Here is a 22,204-nt window from a genome sequence, read left to right as displayed (position 1 = left end):
GGGTTATCTCGCTCTTCTCGTCTTAAGGGAACTTGGGTTAGATGATTTTCTGGCCGACCAGGTACTTGGCGATGTCGTTGCCGCCTTCACCTTCGTCGGTGACCTTTTCACCCGCGGTCTTCGGCGGCTTCGGGGTCGACGACAGCACGGTCGACCCGGCATTCGCCAGACCGACCTCGTCGCTCTCGACGCCGATTTCGGCCAGGGTCAGCACCGTGACCTCTTTCTTCTTGGCGGCCATGATCCCCTTGAAGGACGGGAAGCGCGGCTCGTTGATCTTCTCGGTGACGCTGACCACCGCGGGCAGCGTGGCTTCGAGGGTGAACACACCGTCGTCGGTCTCGCGCTCGCCGGTGACCTTGTCACCCTCGATCGACAGCTTGCGCAGGTGGGTCAGCTGCGGCAGGCCGAGGTACTCGGCGATGATGGCCGGGACCGCACCGCCGGTGCCGTCGGTGGCTTCGTTACCCGCGATGACCAGCTCGGTGCCCTCGATGGTGCCCAGCGCGCGCGCCAGCGCCCATCCGGTCTGGATCACGTCCGACCCGTGCAGGCCGTCGTCCTTGACGTGAACGGCCTTGTCGGCCCCCATGGACAGCGCCTTGCGGATGGCCTCGGTCGCGCGTTCGGGACCCGCGGTGAGCACGGTCACCGAACCCTCGCCGCCTTCGCGCTCACGGATTTGCAGGGCCTCTTCGACGGCGCGCTCATTGATCTCGTCCAGCACCGCGTCGGCGGCCTCTCGGTCCAGCGTCCAGTCGCCGTCAGTCAGCTTGCGCTCCGACCAGGTGTCCGGGACCTGCTTGATCAGGACCACGATGTTCGTCATGAGTGTGGTTCTTCCTCCTTGAAGGAGTCTCGCAGCAGTTAGCCACAAGACTTTCAGTACGCGTTTTGCAGCGCACGGTCGTGTTACTACTCGGTAACTTTGTGCTGCCTGCCTTCACACCATAGCGGGTCGTACTGCAGGTTCTTGCGGCCTGTCTCCCCGCTGCGAGCGGGGGCTACCCCCGCAACGGTTCGCGAATCCGGCTCTTCGCGTTAGCCTCCCTATGCAATGAGCGCATTCGTCCCCGACGTCCCCAGCGGCACCCCCGACGGCACTTCACCGGCGGTCTCGCGAGGTACCCCGGCGGTGTTGGCGCTGACGGGCGAACGCACCATCCCTGACCTGGATATCGAGAACTACTGGTTCCGCCGCCACCAAGTGGTGTATCAGCGATTGGCAACCCACTGTGTGGGCCGTGACGTGCTCGAGGCCGGATGTGGCGAAGGTTACGGCGCCGATTTGATCGCCGGCGTCGCCCGGCGGGTCGTCGCGGTGGACTACGACGAGGCGGCGGTGGCCCACGTCCGCAGCCGTTACCCGCGGGTGGAAGTCATGCGGGCCAACCTGGCCGAGCTGCCGCTGCCGGACACATCCATGGACGTCGTAGTGAATTTCCAGGTCATCGAGCACTTGTGGGACCAGACCCAATTCGTCAAGGAATGTGCACGGGTGCTGCGCCCGTCGGGGCTGTTGATGATGTCCACGCCCAACCGCCTCACCTTCTCCCCCGGCCGCGACACCCCGATCAACCCGTTTCACACCAGGGAATTGAACGCCGACGAGCTGACCGAGCTGCTGGTCGACGCCGGTTTCACCCGCGTGTCGGTCAGCGGTCTGTTCCACGGCACGCGGCTGCGGGAGATGGATTTGCGTCACGGCGGTTCGATCATCGACGCGCAGATCGCATTGGCGGTGGCCAGCGACGAGGGAGTGCCATGGCCACCGGAGCTGGCCGCCGACGTCGCCGCGGTCACCGTCGACGACTTCGACCTGGTCGCCGCGGGCGATCGGGACATCGATGGCAGCCTGGATCTGGTCGCGATCGCGGTGCGGCCGTGAGCATTTCGGAGACTCCGGTGCCCGGCATGTTCACGCTGGTGCTGCACACCCACCTGCCGTGGCTGGCCCACCATGGCCGCTGGCCGGTCGGCGAGGAATGGCTGTACCAGTCCTGGGCGGCCGCGTATCTGCCGCTGATGCGGGTGCTGCGGACACTGGCCGACGAGGATCGCCACCGGTTGCTCACGCTGGGCGTCACGCCGGTGGTCAATGCACAGCTCGACGACCCGTACTGCCTGGACGGCATGCATCACTGGCTGGCGAACTGGCGGCTGCGGGCCGCCGAGGCGGCCAGCGTGCGCTCGATTCCCAAGTCGAAGTCGGTCGGCTACCAATCCTGCACGCCAGAAGCATTGCGGGCGTTCGGGATTCGTGAACTCGCAGAGGCGGACCAGGCACTCGACGACTTCGCCACCCTGTGGCGGCACGGCGGCAGCCCACTACTGCGCAGCCTGATCGACGCCGGGACCGTGGAGTTGCTCGGCGGCCCGCTGGCCCATCCGTTCCAGCCGCTGCTCGCCCCCCGGTTGCGCGAATTCGCGCTGCGCGAAGGCCTGGCCGACGCACAGCACCGCCTAGGGACGCGGAAAGGGCAAAGTTCCGGCGGCATTTGGGCGCCCGAGTGCGCCTACGCCCCGGGCATGGAACACGACTATGCCGCCGCGGGGATCACCCATTTCATGGTCGACGGCCCCTCGCTGCACGGAGACACCGCGCTGGGCCGGCCCGTCGCCGACACCGACGTGGTGGCCTTCGGGCGCGATTTGCAGGTCAGTTACCGGGTGTGGTCGCCGAAATCCGGCTACCCCGGACACGCCGCCTACCGCGACTTCCACACCTACGATCACCTGACCGGGCTCAAGCCCGCGCGCGTCACCGGGCGCAACGTGTCCTCCGAGGCCAAGGCGCCGTATGACCCCGAGCGCGCCGACCGCGCCGTCGACGTCCATGTCGCCGACTTCGTCGACGTCGTGCGCAACCGGCTGACGAGCGAGTCCGAGCGCATCGGGCGCCCGGCGCACGTGGTCGCCGCGTTCGACACCGAGCTGTTCGGCCACTGGTGGTACGAGGGACCGACGTGGCTGGCGCGGGTGCTGCGGGCGTTGCCCGCCGCCGGGGTGCGGGTTGGCACCCTTAGCGATGCGCTGGCCGGCGGATTCGTCGGCGAGGCGGTCGCGCTGCCGCCCAGCTCGTGGGGCTCGGGCAAGGACTGGCAGGTGTGGGCCGGCGACAAGGTGTCCGACCTGGTCCAGCTCAACAACGAGGTCGTCGACACCGCGCTGAGCACCGTCGACAAGGCACTGTCCCAGCCCACCTCGTCGCTGGACGGGCCGGCCCCCCGCGATCGCGTCGCCGACCAGATCCTGCGCGAGACCCTGCTCACCGTGTCCAGCGACTGGCCGTTCATGGTCAGCAAGGACTCGGCCGCCGATTACGCCCGCTACCGCGCCCATCTGCACGCGCACGCCACCCGCGAGATCGCCGGGGCACTGGCCTCGGGCCGGAGGGACAGCGCCCAGCGGCTGGCCGACGGCTGGGGCCGCGCCGATGGCCTGTTCGGCGCCCTGGACGCCCGAAGGCTGCCGCGATGAAGATTTTGATGGTGTCGTGGGAGTACCCGCCGGTCGTGATCGGCGGCCTGGGCCGCCACGTGCACCACCTGTCGACCGCCCTGGCCGCGGCCGGTCACGACGTGGTCGTGCTGTCGCGCCGCCCGTCGGGCACCGACCCCAGCACGCACCCGTCGTCCGACGAGATCAGCGAGGGCGTGCGGGTGATCGCGGCGGCCCAGGATCCGCACGAATTCGGCTTCGGCACCGACATGATGGCCTGGACCCTGGCGATGGGTCACGCGATGATCCGCGCCGGGCTTAACCTGAAGAAGTCAGGCACTACCCGGCCGTGGCGTCCCGACATCGTGCACGCTCATGATTGGCTGGTCGCCCATCCCGCCGTTGCACTCGCCCAATTCTACGATGTGCCAATCGTTTCCACGATCCACGCGACCGAGGCGGGCAGGCATTCGGGCTGGGTTTCGGGTGCGATCAGCCGTCAGGTGCACGCGATCGAATCGTGGCTGGTGCGCGAATCCGATTCGCTGATCACCTGTTCGGCGTCGATGAGCGACGAGATCACCGAGTTGTTCGGTCCCGGTCTGGCCGAAACTACCGTGATCCGCAACGGGATCGACGCGGCACGCTGGCCGTTCGCGCCCCGTCGTCCCCGCACCTGGCCCGCCGAGCTGCTCTACGTCGGGCGCCTGGAATACGAGAAGGGTGTGCACGATCTCATCGCCGCGCTGCCGCGGATCAGGCGCACCAACCCGGGCACCACGTTGACCATCGCCGGCGACGGAACCCAGCAGGACTGGCTGGTCGAACAGGCGCGTAAACACCGGGTACTCAAGGCAACTCGGTTCGTCGGGCACCTGCATCACGACGAGCTGCTGGCCGCACTGCATCGAGCCGACGCCGCGGTATTCCCCAGCCACTACGAGCCGTTCGGGCTCGTCGCGCTGGAGGCCGCCGCGGCCGGTACTCCGCTGGTGACCTCCAACATCGGCGGCCTGGGTGAAGCCGTGATCGACGGGCAGACCGGGGTGTCGTGCCCGCCCCGCGACGTGGCCGCCCTCGCCGCGGCGGTGCGTACGGTGCTCGACGCGCCGGACGCCGCGCAGCAGCGGGCGTGCGCCGCCCGCGAACGGCTCACCTCAGATTTCGACTGGCAGACGGTGGCCGGCCAGACCGCGCAGGTGTACCTGGCGGCCAAGCGCGGCGAACCTCGGCAGCTGCCTCGCCTGCCCATCACCGAGCACGCGCTGCCCGATCGCTGAGCCTCAGGCGTCATCGATGCCGACCGCATAGGCGCAGTACCGCCAGAGCCGGTCCCGCTCGCCCTCGCCGTGCCGGGTCGACGGCAGATAGTGTTCCGGGCGCGGCCGCCGATCATGCCAGAAGCCGCCGGTGGGTGGCGCCGGTTCGGTCGCGGCCAGCCAGATGGCGGTGTCGGCACCCTGTTCGGGAGTGCGCAGCAGCGGGCCGGTGAGTGACCGGAAACCCGGAAGGGACGCGGCCACCCCGGGAGTATCGGCCCAGCCGGGGTGCATCGAGTAGACGCGGATGTTGTCGTCCGCCCAATGACGGGCCAGGATCGGGGTCAGCGCCACTTGCATGCGCTTGGTGCGCGCGTAGGCGGAGACGCCGCGGTAGGGCTCATCGACATATTCGGGGTCGTCGGCGGGCAGCGACTGGGTGTACATCCCGCCCGAAGACATCAGGATCACCCGCGGCTCCTCGGCGCCACGCAGGACCGGAAGCAGGCGCTCGGTCAACAGCACCGGACCCAGCACATGCGTGGCCAGGGTGACCTCGTGCCGGTCGGCGGTCTCGGTCCGCTCGGGCGGCAACACCCCGGCGTTGTGGATCAGCACGTCCAATTCCCACACCCTGGCCGACAAGTCGGCCGCGAAGGCACGGACCGCCGAGAGGTCGGAGATGTCGCATACCTCCACCTGCACGTCGGCCTCGGGGTTGGCGTCGACGATCTCCTTGCGAGCCTGCTCCCCGCTCGCCTCGTCGCGGACCGTCAACAGCACGGTCGCGCCCAACTGCGCCAGGCCCGTGGCGATCGCCTTGCCGATGCCCCGGTTCGCGCCGGTGACGAGCGCGGTTCGCCCTTTCAGCGCGTGCGGGTGTGGATCGTCAGGCCTTCCCCAGCGACGCAGTTCATAGCCGATGCGGCTGTAGCCTCCGACGATGGTCCGATCGAGGGCGGCGTCGAGCAGGGACCGCAGTCCGGCGTGAATACTCATGCAGTCTCTGGTACCCGCCGCGGCGCCAGGCATGCTCTGGTCGTGGCTGGGTATCTCTGAAGACCATGGGACTGGAATATTCGAGCGTCGTGGACGCGCCGCGCGACGATGTGTTCGCCTGGTACGCGCGACCGGGTGCCTTCGAGCGGCTCTCGCCGCCGTGGTCGCCGCTGCGGCTGGTCGCCGAGGCGTCGTCGCTCAAGGACGGGCGAGCCGAGCTCGCCCTGCCGGGCGGGCTGCGCTGGGTGGCCGAACACCAGGCCGACTGCTACGACCCACCTCGGCAGTTCGTCGACACGATCGGCAGTGACGGGCCGGCCTCGCTGCCGGCCCGCATCGCCGTACGGTGGCGACACACGCACGACTTCGAGGACCTCGGCGACAACCGAACGCGGGTGATCGACCGCGTCCAGTCGCCGGTGCCCGGCGCCGCATTGCGCCCGATGTTCGTCTATCGGCACCGCCAGTTGGCCGACGATCTGGCCGCCCACCAGTTGGCGGCCCAGCACGGTCTGACTCCGCTGACCGTGGCGGTCACCGGTTCGTCGGGACTGGTCGGTTCGGCGGTGTCCGCGTTTTTGCGAACCGGCGGACATCGCGTCATCGGACTCGTCCGCCATCCCGCACGCAACAGCGACGAACGCCAGTGGAACCCCGGCGACCCCGACTCGGATCTGCTGGCCGGGGTCGACGCGGTCATTCATCTGGCCGGCGCCTCGATTGCCGGACGGTTCACTGACGGACACCGGAAGGTGGTGCGTGACAGCCGGATTGATCCCACCCGCCGGCTCGCCGAACTGGTGGCCCGCACTGCCGATCGGCCCTCGATCCTGATATCGGCGTCGGCGATCGGCTATTACGGATACGACCGCGGCGACGAGGAGCTCACCGAGTCAAGCGAGCGCGGCGACGGGTTTCTCGCCGACGTGGTCGCCGACTGGGAAGACGCGAGCGCACCGGCCGCGCAGGCGGGCGGACGGGTGGTGCAGGTGCGCACCGGCATCGTGCAGTCCCCCCGCGGCGGCACGCTGAAGCTGATGCGTCCGCTATTCAGTGCCGGGGTGGGTGGCCGGCTCGGCGACGGCCGACAGTGGTTGTCCTGGATCGGGATTGACGATCTGGTCGACGTCTATCACCGGGCGCTCTGGGATAGCACCCTGTCCGGTCCGGTGAATGCCGTTGCCCCGCAACCGGTCCGCAACACCGAATACACTCGCACGCTGGCCCACGTGCTGCGGCGGCCCGCGGTGTTGCCGGTTCCGGCACTGGGGCCCCGGCTATTGCTCGGTGAGCAAGGTGCCCGCGAACTGGCCTTTGCGAGCCAGCGTGTCGTGGCCCAGCGGCTCAGCCAGGCCGGGCACCGGTTTCGCCAGCCCGACCTCGATGCGGCCTTGCGTCACCTGCTGGGGCGCGCCCCGCGGTAATGAGGGGAAAAGTTGCTGTCGTGATGTGGGAGGGTCTGGCCGCCGCAGTGACGGGACGGCGTTCGTGGCGGATCGGCTTGGCCGCGGTCCTGCTGGGTATCGGCTTCATGGTGTTGATCGGCCCAAACGCGGCGGCCGGCCAGGCGCCACTGTCGGTGCCCGTCGACTCCGACTCCGCGAAGGCCGACGCCTTGGCCCGCCAATTTCCCGGGGGTGATCAGGTTCCGGTGCTGCTGGTGGTGACCCGCGCCGACGGCGCGCCACTGGACTCCGCCGACGTGACCGCGGCCCGGGCGGCCCGCGACCGGATGCAGGCCGTCGTGGCGCCTTTCGGCACGACCAATCCGCAGGCGCCGACGGTGTCGGCGGACGGCAAGGCTGCTGTCGGCACGGTGCCCATCCGGGCCGATTTGTCCGGCATGGTTCTGAATGACGGCGTTGCCGCGCTGCGCACCGCCGCCGACGCCGGCCTGCCCGCGGGTCTGCGCGTGCATGTGACCGGCGGCCCGGCGTTCGGCGCCGATATCGCCAACGCGTTCACCGACGCCAACATCACGTTGCTGGCGGTGACGGGATCCGTGGTGGCGCTGTTGCTGATCGCCACCTACCGCTCGCCGGTGTTGTGGCTGGCACCGCTGCTGGTGATCGGACTCGCCGATCGGGTCGCGGCGGCGCTGGGTACCGCGGTGGCAGCGTTGACCGGGTTGAGCTTCGACGGCGCGACCTCCGGGATCACCAGCGTCCTGGTGTTCGGGGCGGGCACCAATTATGCGCTACTGCTGATTTCCCGCTACCGGCAAGAACTTCGGAGCCACACCAACCACCGCGACGCGTTGCGCCGCGCGGTGCGGATGGCCGGACCGGCCATCGTCGCCAGCAATGCCACCGTGGTGCTCGCGTTGCTCACTTTGCTCAACGCATCGACGCCCAGCACCCGCAGCCTGGGAGCACTGGCGGCCTGCGGACTCGTCGTAGCGGCGGTATTCGTCCTGGTGGTGCTGCCGCCTCTGCTCGCGCTGTGCGGCAGGCGACTGTTCTGGCCGCTGGTCCCCCAGCCCGACGGCGCCGCCACCCTCGACTCCGGAGCCTGGCACCGGGTCGCCGTAGGCGTGGCCCGCCGCCCCGCCGTGGTCGCGGTCGTCTCGATCGCGGTGCTGGCGGCGCTGGCCTGCGGCCTGCTGGAAACCCGAATCGGCTTGTCGCAGACCGAACAATTCCGGGTGCGAGCGGACTCGGCGTCGGGCTACGACGAGGTGGCCGCGCACTTCCCGGCCGGCGTGGCCAACCCCACGCTCGTCATCGCCCCCACGCCCCAGGCCTCGCGGGTAACGGCCGCGATCGCCGCCACCGTCGGCGTGGTGTCGGTGACCGAAGTGGGTCGGTCGACCTCCGGGCTGACCCAATGGTCGGTGGTGACCGACGCGGCACCGTCATCCAGCCGTGCATTCAATACCATTGCGGCGCTGCGATATTCGACGATGTCCGCCTCCCCTGGCGCGCTGGTCGGCGGACCCGACGCCGCGGCGTTCGACGTCCGGGACGCCGCCGTGCACGACCGGTCGATCCTGATCCCGGCGATCCTGGCCGTCATTCTCGTCGTCCTGTATGTACTGCTGCGATCGGTCGCCGCGCCGCCGATCCTGCTGACCGCAACGATCCTCGGCGCGTTTGCCGCACTCGGCCTCGGCGGCGCGGCGAGCATGCACGCCTTCGGGTTTCCGGCGCTGGACAACAGCACACCGCTGTTCGCGTTCCTGTTCCTGGCCGCCCTCGGCGTCGACTACACCATCTTTCTGGTCACCCGCGCCCGCGAAGAAGCCGCCCGCTACGGCGGCCGCGACGGCATGATCCGCGCGGTTTCGGCCACCGGTGGCGTGATCACCAGCGCAGGAATCGTTTTGGCGGCGGTCTTCTGCGTGCTGGGGGTTTTGCCACTGGTCGTGATGGCCCAGCTCGGCATCATCGTCGGCCTGGGGATCCTGCTCGACACCTTCGTGGTGCGCACCCTCGTCATCCCCGCACTGTTCGCCCTGATCGGCGATCGGATCTGGTGGCCAACCGATCCGATGAGCACCAAAACCGCTGATCTGCAGGATAATCCGGTACATCAGGAACGGAGCATGCTGTGAATAACTCGACGCTGGCCGCGACGACGCTGGCCGTTGCCGCGGCCGCAGGCACCGGAAGCATCGCCAGCCCACGACGTGTGCCCGCCTGGTACTCGCGGCTGCGCAAACCCGCGTATCAGCCTCCCGGCGCCGCCTTCCCCATCGTCTGGACCGCCCTGTACGGGGACATCGCAACCACCTCCGCGGTCACTCTCGACAAGTTCCGCGCGGCGGGGCAGCACGATAGGGCACGCGGCTATGCCGCGGCATTGAGCGTCAATTTGCTCCTCAACGCCGGATGGAGTTGGCTGTTCTTCCGCTTCCACAGACTCGGGGCATCCGTGCTGGGCGCGGCCGCACTCACGGTCAGCAGCGCCGACCTTGCCCGCCGGGCCGCCGCGGCGGATCCACGCGCCGCCGCGGCACTCTCGCCCTACCCGCTGTGGTGTGCCTTCGCTACCGTCCTGTCGAGCCATATCTGGCTCCTCAATCGAATCGTCCAATAATGCCTGCGCTCTTGTGGTTTCGCCGCGATCTGCGATTGCGGGATCATCCCGCGCTGCTCGCCGCGGCGCAAAGCCAGGACGTGCTCGCCTGCTTCGTGGTCGATCCGCGACTGGAGAAGTCGTCGGGCCAGCGTCGCCTTCAGTTTTTGGGTGACACGCTGCGCCAATTGCGCGACAACCTGGATGGCCGATTGTTGGTGACCCGCGGGCGCGCCGAAGACCAGATCCCCCGCATCGCGGAGAAGATCGACGCGACGGCGGTACACATCTCGCAGGATTTCGCGCCGTTCGGACGGCGGCGCGATGAAAAGGTACGTGCGGCACTGGGTTCGGTGCCCTTGGTCGCGACGGGATCGCCGTATCTGGTTTCACCCGGCCGCGTCACCAAGGACGACGGCGAACCCTACAAGGTATTCACACCGTTTCTGCGGAAGTGGCGTGCGCAAGGATGGCGCAAGCCGGCGCAATCGAGTGCCGATTCCGCGCGCTGGCTCGACCCGGCCGGCGTGATCAAACAATGCGAGATCCCCGACCCCGGCATCGAGCTTGGCCTGGATTCCGGTGAGAAGGCGGCACTTTCGCAATGGGAGGAATTCGTCGACGACGGGCTGCAGCGCTACGCGCAGGACCGCGACCGGCCGGACCTCGGAGGCACCAGCCGGATGTCGGCACACTTGAAGTTCGGCACCATCCACCCCCGGACCATGCTTGCGGCGATGAACCTGCATACGCCGGGGGCACAAACTTACCTGCGGGAGTTGGCTTTTCGTGACTTCTACGCCGGGGTGCTGCATTATTGGCCAGCCAGCGCGTGGCACAACTGGAACAGCGACTTCGACAGCATCTTGACCGATTCGGGTGCCGACGCCACACGTCGCTTCGAGGCATGGAAGGCCGGCCAAACGGGCTTCCCGATCGTCGATGCCGGCATGCGTCAACTCCGCGAGACCGGCTTCATGCACAACCGGGTGCGGATGATCGTCGCATCCTTTCTCGTCAAGGACCTTCATCTGCCGTGGCAATGGGGTGCGCAATGGTTTCTGGATCAACTCACCGACGGCGACATGGCCAACAACCAGCACGGCTGGCAGTGGTGCGCGGGGTGCGGTACCGACGCCGCGCCGTACTTCCGGGTGTTCAATCCGATCACGCAGGGCGCGAAGTTCGATCCCACGGGTGATTACATCCGCCGCTGGGTTCCCGAGCTGAGCGCGGCCGGCGACGTCCATCTACGCAAAGGTGAACGGCCACAAGGGTATCCGACACCGATCGTCGACCACGGCGCCGAGCGGGCCGAAGCGCTGCGTCGCTATCAGGGCATCAGTTCCTAACTCGGCGGCGGCCGGGCCCGGCGCCGGCCGCCGCCGAGGGGTTGCGGCTCGCCGAAAGGATCTTTGCGTGAACCGCTTACCCGACGATCCCGGGCATGTAATTATCAGCCGATTCACGTCGCGCCTGGGAGGCGATATGGCCCACTCGATCGTTCGGACGTTGCTGGTTTCCGGTGCCGCCGCGGGGCTGATGGCCGGCGCCGGCGCCTGTTCGTGTTCGATCGGGTCGTCGTCGCATTCGGTGGCGAAGAGCGACGTCGCCGGCCAGATCACCCAGAAGTTGACCGATGCCGCGGGCAACAAGCCCGATTCGGTCGACTGCCCAAGCGACCTGGAGGCGAAAGTCGGCGCGCAGCTGAACTGCTCGATGAAGGTCAAGGGCGCCACCTACCACGTCAATGTGACGGTGACCAGTGTCAACGGCAGCGACGTCAAGTTCGACATGGTGGAAACGGTCGACAAGAACCAGGTCGCGACCTCGATCAGCGACAACGTCACGCATCAGGTGGGGACCAAGCCCGAATCGGTGACCTGCCCCGACAACCTGAAGGGCGTGGCGGGCGCGACGCTGCGGTGCAAGCTCGTCACCGGCGGCCAGACCTACGGGGTGAATGTGTCCGTCACCGGCGTCGATGCCGGCACCGTCGACTATCACTTCGTCGTCGACGACCAGCCGTCGTCCTAGCACCGGCAATCAATGGCCAACCGCCGCACGGTAACCCACGACACCAAGCAGCTGCGTCAACGGCTGACGTCGCGATAGAGCACGGCCAGCGCGAGCGTCGGCGAACCAGCCGGACGATCGTCGCGACACGCCCGATGACCGAACATGCCAGCCGGGACGCTTCGGCTTGGGACCGTTCGGGCCCGGCGACGTCAGTGGGCCGCTTTCTTACGTTCGATATCGGCGAGGGCGGCGGCCAGTTCGGCCCGTTGCGCGGCCGAGCTCTCCCAGGACAACTGCCGGTTCTTGACCACCTTGGCCGGCGCACCGACCGCGATCGAATAATCGGGCACGACGCCGCGCACCACCGCATGGGAACCGAGCACACAGCCCCGACCGATCGACGTGCCCCGCAGCACCGTGCACTTCACCCCAACCCAGGTGTCGGGGCCGATCCGCACCGGCGACTTGACGATGCCCTGATCCTTGATCGGCAGGTTGATGTCGTCCATCCGGTGGTCGAAATCGCAGACGTAACACCAGTCGGCCATCAGCACCGAGTCGCCGAGTTCGATGTCCAGGTAGGCGTTGATCACGTTGTCGCGGCCCAGCACCACCTTGTCGCCGAACCGCAGCGAGCCCTCGTGCGCGCGGATCGTGTTCTTGTCGCCGATGTGCACCCAGCGGCCGATCTCCAGCTGCGCCAGCTCGGGGGTGGCATGGATCTCGACGCCCTTGCCGATGAACACCATTCCGCGGGTAATGATGTGCGGGTTGGCGAGCTTGAATTTCAGCAGCCGCCAGTACCGCACCAGGTACCACGGCGTATAGGCGCGGTTTTTCAGCACCCACCGCAGCGATGCCAGCGTCAGGAACTTGGCCTGCCGAGGGTCCCGCAGGTTCGATCCGCGCCACCGGCGATGAACCGGAGCACCCCACATGGACGTCATGGCCAAAAAGCCTAGCCAAGGCAATCAGCGGCCCGCGAGCCGCCACGGGTTACCCTCACGTGTACTCGATCACCGCACATTTCAGACGCCCGGCGAAAGGTTTTGGGAAACCGACGTGCTTGCCCGACACCTCGTCAGTGGGCTTCGGCGTTCGTCATCGGCAGTGCTCGCGGCGGTGCTCGCGGTGGGCCTCGGTGGTTGCGGAAACACCGATTCGTGGGTGGAGGCCGCACCCGCGCCGGGCTGGTCGGCGCCGTACGGCGACGCGGCCAACAGCGGCTACACGACGACGGGTGGTGCCACCAAGCTGTCGCTGCAGTGGACCCGATCGGTCAAGGGCAGCCTGGGCGCCGGACCCGCACTGAGCTCGAGCAACTATCTCGCCGTGAACGCGCAAACCCCGGCCGGATGTTCGCTGATGGAATGGGAGAACAACGACAACGGCCGGCAACGCTGGTGCGTGCGGCTGTTCCAGGGAGGCGGCTTCGCCGGCCCGCTGTTCGACGGCTTCGACAATCTTTATGTCGGCCAGCCGGGAGCTTTTCTGTCCTTCCCGGTGACCCAGTGGACGCGGTGGCGCCAGCCGGTGATCGGAATGCCTTCCACCCCAAGGTTTCTAGAGGGTGGTCAGCTGCTCGTCAGCACACACCTGGGTCAGGTGCTGGTCTTCGACGCACACCGCGGCGAGGTCGTCGGCTCTCCGCTGGACCTGGTGGACGGGATCGACCCGACGGACGCGACGCGCGGCCTGGCTGATTGCGCCCCGGCACTGCAGGGCTGCCCCGTCGCGGCCGCCCCCGCCTTTTCGACGGCCAGCGCCACGGCGGTGCTCGGCGTCTGGCAGCCAAGTACCCCGGCGGCGGGACTGGTCGGGCTTAAATACCATCGCGGTCAGACGCCCCTGCTGACCCGGGAGTGGACCAGCGACGCCGTCGGCGCCGGCGTCATCGCCAGCCCGGTGCTGTCTGCCAACGGATCGACCGTGTACGTCAACGGCCGCGACCAACGTTTGTGGGCACTGGACGCCGCCGACGGGAAACCGAAGTGGTCGGCACCGCTGGGATTCCTGGCCCAGACGCCGCCCGCGGTCACCCCGCAGGGCCTGATCGTGTCCGGCGGCGGACCGGACACCCGGCTGGTGGCCTTCAAGGACGCCGGCGACCACGGCGATCAGGTCTGGCGCCGCGACGACGTCACCCCGTTGTCGTCGTCGAGCCTGGCCGGCGCCGGCGTCGGCTACGCGGTGGTCGGCGGCCCCGATGCTTCCGGCATGTCGCTGCTGGTGTTCGATCCGGGCAACGGCCACACGATCAACAGCTACCCGCTTCCCGCGGCCACCGGATACCCGGTCGGTACCGCGGTCGGCAACGACCGCCGGGTGGTGGCCGCCACCAGCGACGGTCAGGTCTACGGCTTCGCCCCGGCCTGAGGCCGTTAGACAGCCAGCGGCGGGATGGCATTGCGCGGCACCTGGGCCTGGCAGGGGCCGGCGAACGCGGGCAGCATCTCCCCCGGAGCGAAATAGAAGATCAGCTGGTCCTCGGTGATGGCGAAGTTCTGATAGTGCGAGGGATCCCGGCCCGACGAGGGCAAGATGGCCGCGCCCAGCGCGTTCTGCCTTTCCAGGTCGCGCTGGACCAGCGGGAAGATCGCCTCCAGCGGCGACGTGTTGGGGACGAACAGGTTGTCGAAGGTGATGGGCTGCTTGGTCGCGAGGTTGTAGTTGAACGCCTTGTACCAGGTGGAGGTGTGCGATCCGCCGACGTCCTGAAAGAACTTGAGCACCACGCTGCGGGTGTTGTGCGGCGGCTGCCCGGCAAAGTGCTGCTCGGTGGTCGCCTCCATTTGGTAAGGCTGGTCGCGGGGTCCGGTGGTCTGCGCGACGGCCAAGAACCCGTCGCGGTTCTGCGTGATGTAGTCGGTCAGCTGCTGGTCGGGGTAGTCGGCCGGAAAGGTCATGTTCAGCGTGTACGTCGGACCGGTGGCACGCACCTGGCACAGCTGCCCGCCCTCGACGGCGCCGCCCAGGCTGGCACAGGTTGGCGGCCCGGCGGCTGCCGGCCGGGCCAGCAGCACCGCGGTAAGCAGTACCGCGGCCGCGATCAGATAGCGCATAGCTCGAATTGTCCTCGTCGACTTCAAAAGGCGAGGTCCCCCGGAAAGTGACCGCCGACAGCGTACAGGGCGTTACCGCGAGGGGCGGCAGACGTACGCCGTCGCACGAGCGGCGGGCCCGGCGCCGATACGCGTGATGACCACCGACAGCGATTGGCTGCCGCGAGGCCGCAGCCGTCGCCGCAACGCGTCGGGGTCGACCTGTAGACCGCGCACCAGGATCTCCAGCGCCCCACAATCCAGCGCCGTCAGAGCCCGGCGGAGCCGGCGCTCGTCGAACTCCAGCTGCTCGAGCACCTCGAAGCCCCGCACCTGCGGCGGCGCTCGGTCACCGGACAGGTAGGCGATGTCGGGATCGAGTTGCCACAGCCCGTGCCGCGCGCCGTAGTGGCGCACCAGGCCGGCCCGCACCACGGCGCCGTCCGGGTCGACGATCCAGCGCCCGGCCGGGCGCACCCCGCAGTCGTCGGGCTCGGTATCGGTGAGCTGTTCGCCGCGATCCAGCACGCTGGCCCGCCGCCGAACCCCCGGCGCGGCCAGCCGGCCCGACCACAGGCACGCTTCCCGCACCGAGCCGCGATACGACGTGACTTCGACTTCACCGTCGAAACCGAAGCGCCGTAGCTGATCGAAATCTATTCCCGGAGCGCACTTTACGACGAGATCACGACCGCGGTAGCAGTCGATCAACTCGGCCAGGCCCGGTTGGTAGTCGGCCGGATGGAACCGGCGCTGCCCGCCGCGGCGGCGGGCAGGATCGACGACGACCACCGCGTCGCGGGTCACCGGGTGCAGGGCGTCGGCGCGGCAGAGGCCGGCGTCGGGGCCTAGGTTGTGGGCCGCCATCGCCAACCGCACCGGGTCGATGTCGCTGCCCAACACTCGGGCGCCCGCGCCGCGCAGCGCGGCCACTTCGGTTCCGATCGAACAGGTCGCGTCGTGCACGAAAGCCCCGGCGAGCCGCTTCGCCCGGTGCAGGGCCACCGGCGCCGCTGTCGCCTGCTGCAGTGCCTCGTCGGTGAACAGCCAGTCCGACACGGCGCCCAGCTGTCCCAGCTTGTCGCTGGCGCGTCGGCGCAGCAGCGTGGTCTCCACCAGCACCGGCGCCCGGTCACCGAAACGGCCCCGCACCGCGGCGATATCGGCGATTCGGGTGGCGTCGGTCAACGCGAACTCGGCGACGGCGGCCAGCGCCTCGACACCCGAATCCGATCGCAGATAGCCGACGTCGTCGGTGGTGAAACGCAGGCCTTGACCGGACTGGTTCAGGAGGGTTTGACCCCGGTGACCATCACGTTGTAGAACCACCCCTTTGGCGCGAGGTGGCGCCAGATGTTGGCGTCGACCCAGCTCAGTGTCTTCCAGCCGTTGAAAGCGAATTTCGCCCAGCCCCAGCCCAGCCGCCCCGGCGGCACCGACGCCTCGAAGGTGCGGACCGGCCAGCCGAACATCGCGGCGGTGAACTCCTCACTGGCGGTCTCGACCCGTACGGCGCCGGCGTTGGCGGCCATCCGCTCCAGGTCCTCCGGCGCAAAGGTGTGCAGGTCGACGATGGCTTCCAGCGCCGCGACGCGGGAGGACTCGTCGAGCTCGACCTGCGGGCGCCGCCAGCCGCCCAGGCCGGGCAACTTGGTGACATTGGTGGCAACCCGCCAGGTCAGCGTGGACAACGAACGGGCGTAGACCTCGCCAACATTGGTCGGCTCGCCGGCGAACACGAATCGGCCGCCGGGCTTGAGCACCCGGATCACCTCACGCAGCGAGAGCTCGACGTCGGGAATGTGATGCAGCACGGCGTGGCCGACCACCAGGTCGAAGGTGTTGTCGTCGTACGGAATGCCCTCGGCGTCGGCGACCCGGCCGTCGATGTCCAAGCCCAGCGATTGCCCGTTGCGGGTGGCGACCTTGACCATGCCGGGTGACAGGTCGGTGACCGAACCCCGCCGGGCGACGCCCGCCTGGATCAGGTTGAGCAGGAAAAACCCTGTGCCACAACCTAATTCGAGGGCACGATCGTACGGCAGATCGCGTTGAACCTCGTCGGGCACGGCGGCGTCGAAGCGGCCACGGGCGTAGTCCACGCAGCGCTGGTCGTAGGAGATCGACCACTTCTCGTCGTAGGTCTCGGCCTCCCAGTCGTGGTAGAGCACCTGGGCGAGCTTGGTGTCGTGCCGGGCGGCTTCGACCTGATCGGCCGTGACATGGGCGGCCGGAGTTACTTCGGTCATGCAGGGCAGCCTAATCGCTGGCGGATTCGGGGTGTCTGGCGCCGGCAAGAGGCGAACCGCGATCAGGCAGAGTCGGCCTAACTCAACAATGTGGCCGATGTGCTTCGGGTCAGTGATGAAGGGCAGCAGGTGCTGGCTGCGATAGTGACCGGCACACACCTTGAACGTCGACGAATTTCCGAGACAGGCCGCTGATCGCGGGCCCGTGTGGGTATACGCGCGAATCGCCGCTAGCACCGCTGCCCAGGATTGAGGTCACAGCGGTCGACGGCGCACACATCAAGACCCTTGATGCCGTTTTCGCCGAGGCATGGGACTTCCCGCAGTGGTTCGGCCGCAATGCGAATGCCTTTGATGATTTGTGCGCGACTTGGACAGCATGGTGGGTGCCGGCACCGGAGCGGTCGAAGGCAATCTCTGGCTCAAATTAGTGCGCACGTCAACGGCACTCTTGATGAGGGCCCTGGGTGTCGGGTCGGCGACGGTGCGGGCCTGCGTGTCGGCGTTGCACAACAAGATCCGATGGTAGCGGGTAGCGCAAGCGAAATTCTGTATCTCCCAACCGTTTTCATCATCGATACGTTGCTTCTCACCAGCCTAGTTTTTTGTTGGTGGTGGTTGGGGTTGGAAGGGTTGGTACCACCACCAGTGGGCGCGTTCGCCGGTGGGTCCGGGCCATGGTGGGACCGCGGGCGGGGGACGGTTGGGTGGGCGCGCGAGTGATCCGGTGCTGAGCTGTCGGCCGGCGTTGTCGGTGACGATGAGATGGTCTGCGGGTCCGGTGATGGTGATGATGCCGCGGTGGTGCAGCCGGTGGTGATAGGGGCAGACGAGCACCAGGTTGGCCAACTCGGTGGGGCCGCCGTCTTCCCAGTGCCGGATGTGGTGGGCGTGCAGGCCGCGGGTCGCCCCACAGCCGGGGACCGCGCAGGTCGGGTGGCGGTGCTCCAGCGCACGACGAAGCCGCCGGTTGACGGTGCGGGTCGCCCGCCCGGCACCGATGACCTCGCCGTCACGTTCGAACCAGACTTCACAGGTGGCATCACAGGTCAGGTATCGGCGTTCGGCGTCGGTGAGCAGCGGCCCCAGATGCAACGCCGCAACGTGCTGGGCCACATCGACGTGCACCACCACAGTGGTGTGCTGCCCGTGCGGGCGGCGGGCCGCCTCGGCATCCCACCCCGCCTCCACCAGACGCATAAACGCGTCGGTGGCGTTCGGGAACGGGGGCCGCTGATCTGATTGGCGGTCGCCGTGGTCGCGCTTCCACTGGGCGATCAGCGCATCCCGATGCGACGCGAGTGCCGCGTCGAACTTCGCCGCATCCAGGTGCCCCAGTGTGATCCGCCAACAGCTGAACTCCTCGTCGGAGGTCTGGGTGATCGAGGGCTGCGGTTCGGGCCGAGGATCGGGTTGGGGTCGCGGTTCCAGCTTGACCGCGGTGCGCAGTTGGCTGACCGTCGCGACCTCGGCCAGCTGCGCATAGTGCGCATCGGATCCCTTGCCTGCGGCCCCCGCGACGACGCCGACCTGATCCAGCGACAGCCGCCCCTCCCGCAGGCCCGCCGCGCAGCGCGGAAACTCCGCCATCCGGCGCGCCACCGTGGCGATCGTGTGGGCGTTTGCCGATGACGAGCCGGTCTTCCACGCCATCAACGCCGCCACCGACCGCGCGCCCGTCGCGCCGCACAGCTCGTCGCGATCTATCTCGGCGGCAATCTCCACGATGCGCCCATCAATGGCGTTGCGCTGACCGGTCAGCTCAGCTAACTCCTCGAACAACACCTCAAGCCGCTCAGCAGGACTCACCACCACGGCGCCAGCGGATGCGATCGAAGACATAACCACATCATGACAGCCGGGTACGACAAATCTCGCCGCCCAAACCACGCCAGGTGTGGCCGACATCAACTGCCAAGAAGTGCTCGACCGCACGCGATCCACACCGCGAAAACCACACGATCGAAATCCAAATCGTGAAAATAGCGGCTAATCGGCTATGTGTGTCGGCGGGTGCACTCGACCATACGATTTGGTACTACCTGAACGAGCGTCCTCCTAAGAGATATCGACCAATGCTCGCCGCCGCAGCCCAGTTGCGTCTCAAACCAGACGAATTATGCGGGTCTCATATCCCGTCTTGGGTCGAATGGTCATCGTAGATCTTTCCGGGTGCGGTAATCGGTGGCGGCGGGAAGCCGATGTCGGATGGTGATGGGGCTGACGGCGGGCTTCATGCTGGCCAGTCGACACCGCGCGGCCCGGGGCGGCCGCGGGCTCATTGCCCGGCGGAGGTGAGCTGGTGATCCGCCTCGAGCAGCATCCACCCGCTCAGCTGTATCGAGAGATCGCGGCTCTGGTTCGGCGACGACGCGAGCGACGAGTCCCCGAGCTGGGGAACGGTTTCCAGACCTGCCGGCACGGTGACCGGGCGGGTCCAATCCGCACCGAACAGCGGCAGCCCGTCCACCTCGGCGCGGTTGGCCCAGGCGGCCCGCGCGGAGGCGTGCACGAGCTGCGCGGCGGTGGTATCACCCAGGGCCAGCGCGGTTTGAGCGAGATACCTGGCGAGGATGCCCATGAACAGCCCGGAGTCGTTCCCGGCGACCCCGGCGATCACGCCCCCGTGAGCGAGCCTGCCGGCGGTAGCGGCGACGAGCGCCGCAGCGCGGTCACCATGGCTCGAATCGTTTGTGCGCAGGGCCAATTCGGTCTCGAGCCCGATGGCCACGCCCTGACAGTAGGTCAGCAGCGAGTGGTCCACCCGCCCGCTGGGTTCGTGCACGCCGTCGAAGATGAGGCCGCTTTCGGTGTCGCGCAACCGGGTGTGCAGGAAATCGGCGAGTCGTTCGGCGCGGGACAGCTTGCCCAGGCGCGCCATCGCGATGCCGGTCGGACCGATCCCGGAGGTGCTGTAGTAATCGTGGCCGATCTTCCAGGGCACCGCACCGACGGCCGGGTTCCACCCGTCGAGCAGGGCGGCCTGCAGCTTCGGAACGGCATTGTCGAACCGGACGCCGAGTAGCCTGTCGGCGCGTTCGAGCGCCAGCACCAGCCACGACATGTCGTCGCAGTACCCGTTGGTCCAGCCGGTCAGATTGCGGGTGTGAATGCCGCGCGCGATGGCGAAGATCCGGTCGATGCGTTCGGGGGTGCGTGCGCGGTACGCGGCATCCACCGCGCAGTCCAGCAGATGGGCCTGCCACCAGTAACACCAGCGCGCCAACAACAATTGGTCGAACGCGGACGACGGCCAGTGCAGGGTGCCCAGGGCCGTCCCCGGCTGCCACCAGAGCGTGTGCACGTGCCGCTCCATGACCGCCCGCTCCGCCAGGTCCGCCCGCTCCCCGGACCCCACCGGGCTGCGGGACGACTTCGGCGCGAACGCCGCCGCATGCGTCGGCTGGTTCACCGCGGTAAGCGCGATGGCGCCCGCGACCGCGAATAACACTGCGCGGCGGCTGATCCCCTTGTTCGGGCGATCCATCCGCTCGAGCTCCCTTTGCTGGACAACGATCGCCGGCCGGAAACCGTGCAGCAGAATTTTATTCCGACATCGACGAAATCCTGAAGTATCAGAAACCGGGCGCATCCTGCCGGACGTCGAGTCTGCGAACGACGGCTCAGAGAGAGGGCTGTCGATCACTCCGAAACCTTCAGCCGATTACACCGAGACCGAGCAGATCGTCGCCATCAAGGGTGTCTTCACGGCCACGGCTTGGCAACGCGAACCTGAGTTAATTTGGGCATCCAGCCGGACCGCGAACCGATGCCCTTAATCTCAACCGCCCGCCGCCGTCACATCGGCAGCGAAGTCGACTCCGGTGAGGCCGCGCGCCCAGTCTGCTAGGAGTTCGGCGTTGAGTTGGGGTTGGATTCCGGCGGTTCCTGCCAGGCCTGGGGATGCGGCCAGCGGTGCGGCTGCCACCGCACCCGACGTACTCGCGGTAGGAGCTACTGGAACGACAGCCGCGCTGATTGTTACGGGCTGGTGAGTGATTGCGCCGAGAGCGCTGGCGGAGGCCACGCCGTTGATGATGCTCGCGCCCGGCACCTCAGCAACCATACCTCCGGTCGGGCCGATGGTGACCACGCTGTTAGAGACCGTCAGGGACCCCAGCGTGTATTCCCCGACCATAAGGTAACCGGTTGGGCTCACGGTCATGGTGCTGCCGGCATTGATAGTCAAGGTGGCGCCGTTGGCGAGGTACATGTATCCGTTGTCGATAAGGGTGCTGCCGGAATCGATGTAAATCGTGGTGCCGCTTGCGATGTGAAAAGTGGCGCCGTTGCCGATGGTGAGAGTGCTGCCGGGGCCGACGACAACGGTGCCTCCGTCCGCCGTGGTGTAGGTGCCCGGGGTGTAGGTACCGGGCCCGGTGATCCGCCCGGTGATTGTTTGGATGGTCTCTTGGGTCCGGGCGGTGGTGGTGTTGGCGATGGTCCGCGCGACGGTGTTGGCCTGATCGGCTTGCCCCGACTCGTTGGTGGTTGACTGGGGCTCTGGGAACGGTTGCAGGGTGCTCGCGGTCTGGGCTGCAGCGGCATAGCCGTACATCGCGGTGGCGTCCTGGATCCAGTATTCGGCGTATTGGGCTTCGGTGGCCGCGATTGCCGGGGTGTTCTGCCCGAAGAAGTTGGTTGCGATCAGCATCATCAGCTGCGCGCGGTTGGCCGCGATCACCGGCGGGGGCACCGTAGCGGCGAACGCCGCCTCGTAGGCGGCCGCCACGGTATAGGCCTGGGTGGCGGCCTGGGCGGCCTGGGCCGCACTGACCTGTAACCACGCCACATGGCGGGTCGCGGCAGCGGCCATCCGCATCGCCGATGGGCCCAACCACCGGCCGGACAGCCCGGTGATTTCCGAGGAGTAACCGCTGGCGGCGGTCTCCAACTCGGCGGCGGTCGCGTCCCAACTGGCCGCGGCCGCCAGCATCGGCCCCGACCCAGGGCCGGCGTACATCAGTCCGGAATTGACCTCAGGCGGCAACAACCCAAAATCCACGACAGTTCTCCTCGTGGTGAGAGTGTCAGCACGGTAAGCCGTACCTTGCGCACGCTAGCACACACCCCAAGTAATCACTTAGAATCCGCGAGCAACATCTTGGGAAGCACAAGTGATCACTTGGATAGCTGGGAAGTCCGCGGACCATTTCGCTCGGTCGCAGGGGCTCAGAAG

Annotated in this window: 19 protein-coding genes; 10 read left to right on the top strand and 9 right to left on the bottom strand. The window is 67.8% G+C overall.

All coding sequences use genetic code 11. The features are described from left to right. Nucleotides 1–37: 37 nt before the first annotated feature. The gene (locus OK015_RS10125; RefSeq protein WP_268131115.1) at nt 38–829 is read right to left on the bottom strand and encodes an electron transfer flavoprotein subunit beta/FixA family protein; all 792 of its coding nucleotides are present in this window, start codon (nt 827–829) and stop codon (nt 38–40) included. A gap of 228 nt (nt 830–1,057) precedes the next feature. Here OK015_RS10125 and OK015_RS10120 point away from each other — a divergent pair, with 228 nt between their 5' ends. Genes OK015_RS10120 through OK015_RS10110 form a run of 3 tightly spaced genes read left to right on the top strand, consistent with a single transcriptional unit; the run spans nt 1,058 to nt 4,721 of the window. Then, nucleotides 1,058–1,888 carry a class I SAM-dependent methyltransferase gene (locus OK015_RS10120; RefSeq protein WP_268131114.1) on the top strand — a complete coding sequence of 277 codons (831 nt, stop codon included), beginning with the start codon at nt 1,058–1,060 and terminating at the stop codon, nt 1,886–1,888. Between the two features lie 26 nt (nt 1,889–1,914). After that, on the top strand, nt 1,915–3,480 hold the full coding sequence (locus OK015_RS10115; protein WP_442791288.1) for a 1,4-alpha-glucan branching protein domain-containing protein: 1,566 nt from the start codon (nt 1,915–1,917) through the stop codon (nt 3,478–3,480). Beyond that, nucleotides 3,477–4,721, top strand: a complete 1,245-nt coding sequence (locus OK015_RS10110; RefSeq protein ID WP_268131110.1) for a glycosyltransferase family 4 protein — start codon at nt 3,477–3,479, stop codon at nt 4,719–4,721. The genes OK015_RS10115 and OK015_RS10110 overlap by 4 nt, the downstream gene beginning before the upstream one ends. Before the next feature lie 3 nt (nt 4,722–4,724). Here the strand turns inward: OK015_RS10110 and OK015_RS10105 are convergent, their stop codons facing one another. Continuing rightward, nucleotides 4,725–5,699 (bottom strand): SDR family NAD(P)-dependent oxidoreductase, encoded by a 975-nt coding sequence (locus OK015_RS10105; protein WP_268131108.1) that lies wholly within the window; start codon nt 5,697–5,699, stop codon nt 4,725–4,727. A 65-nt stretch (nt 5,700–5,764) separates the two neighbouring features. Here OK015_RS10105 and OK015_RS10100 point away from each other — a divergent pair, with 65 nt between their 5' ends. From OK015_RS10100 to OK015_RS10080, 5 genes are all read left to right on the top strand, one after another. Further along, nucleotides 5,765–7,123 carry a TIGR01777 family oxidoreductase gene (locus OK015_RS10100; protein WP_268131107.1) on the top strand — a complete coding sequence of 453 codons (1,359 nt, stop codon included), beginning with the start codon at nt 5,765–5,767 and terminating at the stop codon, nt 7,121–7,123. 20 nt (nt 7,124–7,143) lie between these two features. Then, nucleotides 7,144–9,252 (top strand): MMPL family transporter, encoded by a 2,109-nt coding sequence (locus OK015_RS10095; protein WP_268131106.1) that lies wholly within the window; start codon nt 7,144–7,146, stop codon nt 9,250–9,252. After that, nucleotides 9,249–9,737, top strand: a complete 489-nt coding sequence (locus tag OK015_RS10090; protein WP_268131104.1) for a TspO/MBR family protein — start codon at nt 9,249–9,251, stop codon at nt 9,735–9,737. Before OK015_RS10095 ends, OK015_RS10090 begins: the two co-directional genes overlap by 4 nt. Further along, nucleotides 9,737–11,068, top strand: coding sequence for a cryptochrome/photolyase family protein (locus OK015_RS10085; RefSeq protein WP_268131102.1), 1,332 nt, complete (start codon nt 9,737–9,739; stop codon nt 11,066–11,068). Before OK015_RS10090 ends, OK015_RS10085 begins: the two co-directional genes overlap by 1 nt. Before the next feature lie 136 nt (nt 11,069–11,204). Further along, nucleotides 11,205–11,753 (top strand): DUF4333 domain-containing protein, encoded by a 549-nt coding sequence (locus OK015_RS10080; protein ID WP_268131101.1) that lies wholly within the window; start codon nt 11,205–11,207, stop codon nt 11,751–11,753. A gap of 191 nt (nt 11,754–11,944) precedes the next feature. On the opposite strand, the gene OK015_RS10075 is transcribed toward OK015_RS10080, so the two are convergent. Beyond that, complete coding sequence (locus OK015_RS10075; RefSeq protein ID WP_268131099.1) at nt 11,945–12,682, bottom strand: acyltransferase; 738 nt, start codon at nt 12,680–12,682, stop codon at nt 11,945–11,947. 163 nt (nt 12,683–12,845) lie between these two features. Between OK015_RS10075 and OK015_RS10070 the strand changes: the two genes are divergently transcribed. Next, nucleotides 12,846–14,111 carry a PQQ-binding-like beta-propeller repeat protein gene (locus OK015_RS10070; protein ID WP_268132596.1) on the top strand — a complete coding sequence of 422 codons (1,266 nt, stop codon included), beginning with the start codon at nt 12,846–12,848 and terminating at the stop codon, nt 14,109–14,111. Between the two features lie 5 nt (nt 14,112–14,116). Here the strand turns inward: OK015_RS10070 and OK015_RS10065 are convergent, their stop codons facing one another. The 3 genes from OK015_RS10065 to OK015_RS10055 all read right to left on the bottom strand — a co-directional run bounded on the left by OK015_RS10065 (nt 14,117) and on the right by OK015_RS10055 (nt 17,025). After that, nucleotides 14,117–14,797 (bottom strand): esterase, encoded by a 681-nt coding sequence (locus tag OK015_RS10065; protein WP_268131097.1) that lies wholly within the window; start codon nt 14,795–14,797, stop codon nt 14,117–14,119. A gap of 72 nt (nt 14,798–14,869) precedes the next feature. Then, nucleotides 14,870–16,066, bottom strand: coding sequence for a THUMP-like domain-containing protein (locus tag OK015_RS10060; RefSeq protein WP_442791287.1), 1,197 nt, complete (start codon nt 16,064–16,066; stop codon nt 14,870–14,872). After that, nucleotides 16,063–17,025 carry a class I SAM-dependent methyltransferase gene (locus OK015_RS10055; protein WP_268131095.1) on the bottom strand — a complete coding sequence of 321 codons (963 nt, stop codon included), beginning with the start codon at nt 17,023–17,025 and terminating at the stop codon, nt 16,063–16,065. The genes OK015_RS10060 and OK015_RS10055 overlap by 4 nt, the downstream gene beginning before the upstream one ends. Nucleotides 17,026–17,216: 191 nt before the next feature. Here OK015_RS10055 and OK015_RS29245 point away from each other — a divergent pair, with 191 nt between their 5' ends. Next, nucleotides 17,217–17,456, top strand: a complete 240-nt coding sequence (locus tag OK015_RS29245; RefSeq protein ID WP_442791286.1) for a barstar family protein — start codon at nt 17,217–17,219, stop codon at nt 17,454–17,456. Between the two features lie 166 nt (nt 17,457–17,622). On the opposite strand, the gene OK015_RS10050 is transcribed toward OK015_RS29245, so the two are convergent. From OK015_RS10050 to OK015_RS29055, 3 genes are all read right to left on the bottom strand, one after another. Continuing rightward, a complete protein-coding gene (locus OK015_RS10050) occupies nt 17,623–18,867 on the bottom strand; it encodes an HNH endonuclease signature motif containing protein (protein WP_268131093.1) in 1,245 nt (414 codons plus the stop codon). Between the two features lie 436 nt (nt 18,868–19,303). Further along, a complete protein-coding gene (locus OK015_RS10045; protein WP_268131092.1) occupies nt 19,304–20,512 on the bottom strand; it encodes a glycoside hydrolase family 76 protein in 1,209 nt (402 codons plus the stop codon). A 294-nt stretch (nt 20,513–20,806) separates the two neighbouring features. Continuing rightward, entirely contained in the window at nt 20,807–22,030 is a 1,224-nt protein-coding gene (locus OK015_RS29055; RefSeq protein WP_326498529.1) for a PPE family protein, read from the bottom strand. Nucleotides 22,031–22,204 lie beyond the last annotated feature (174 nt).

The organism is Mycobacterium sp. Aquia_216 (genome assembly GCF_026723865.1).
In the GTDB taxonomy this organism is placed as follows: domain Bacteria; phylum Actinomycetota; class Actinomycetes; order Mycobacteriales; family Mycobacteriaceae; genus Mycobacterium.
The sequence above is the reverse complement of the archived record's forward strand: the minus strand, read 5'-3'. Positions and strand labels throughout refer to the sequence as shown.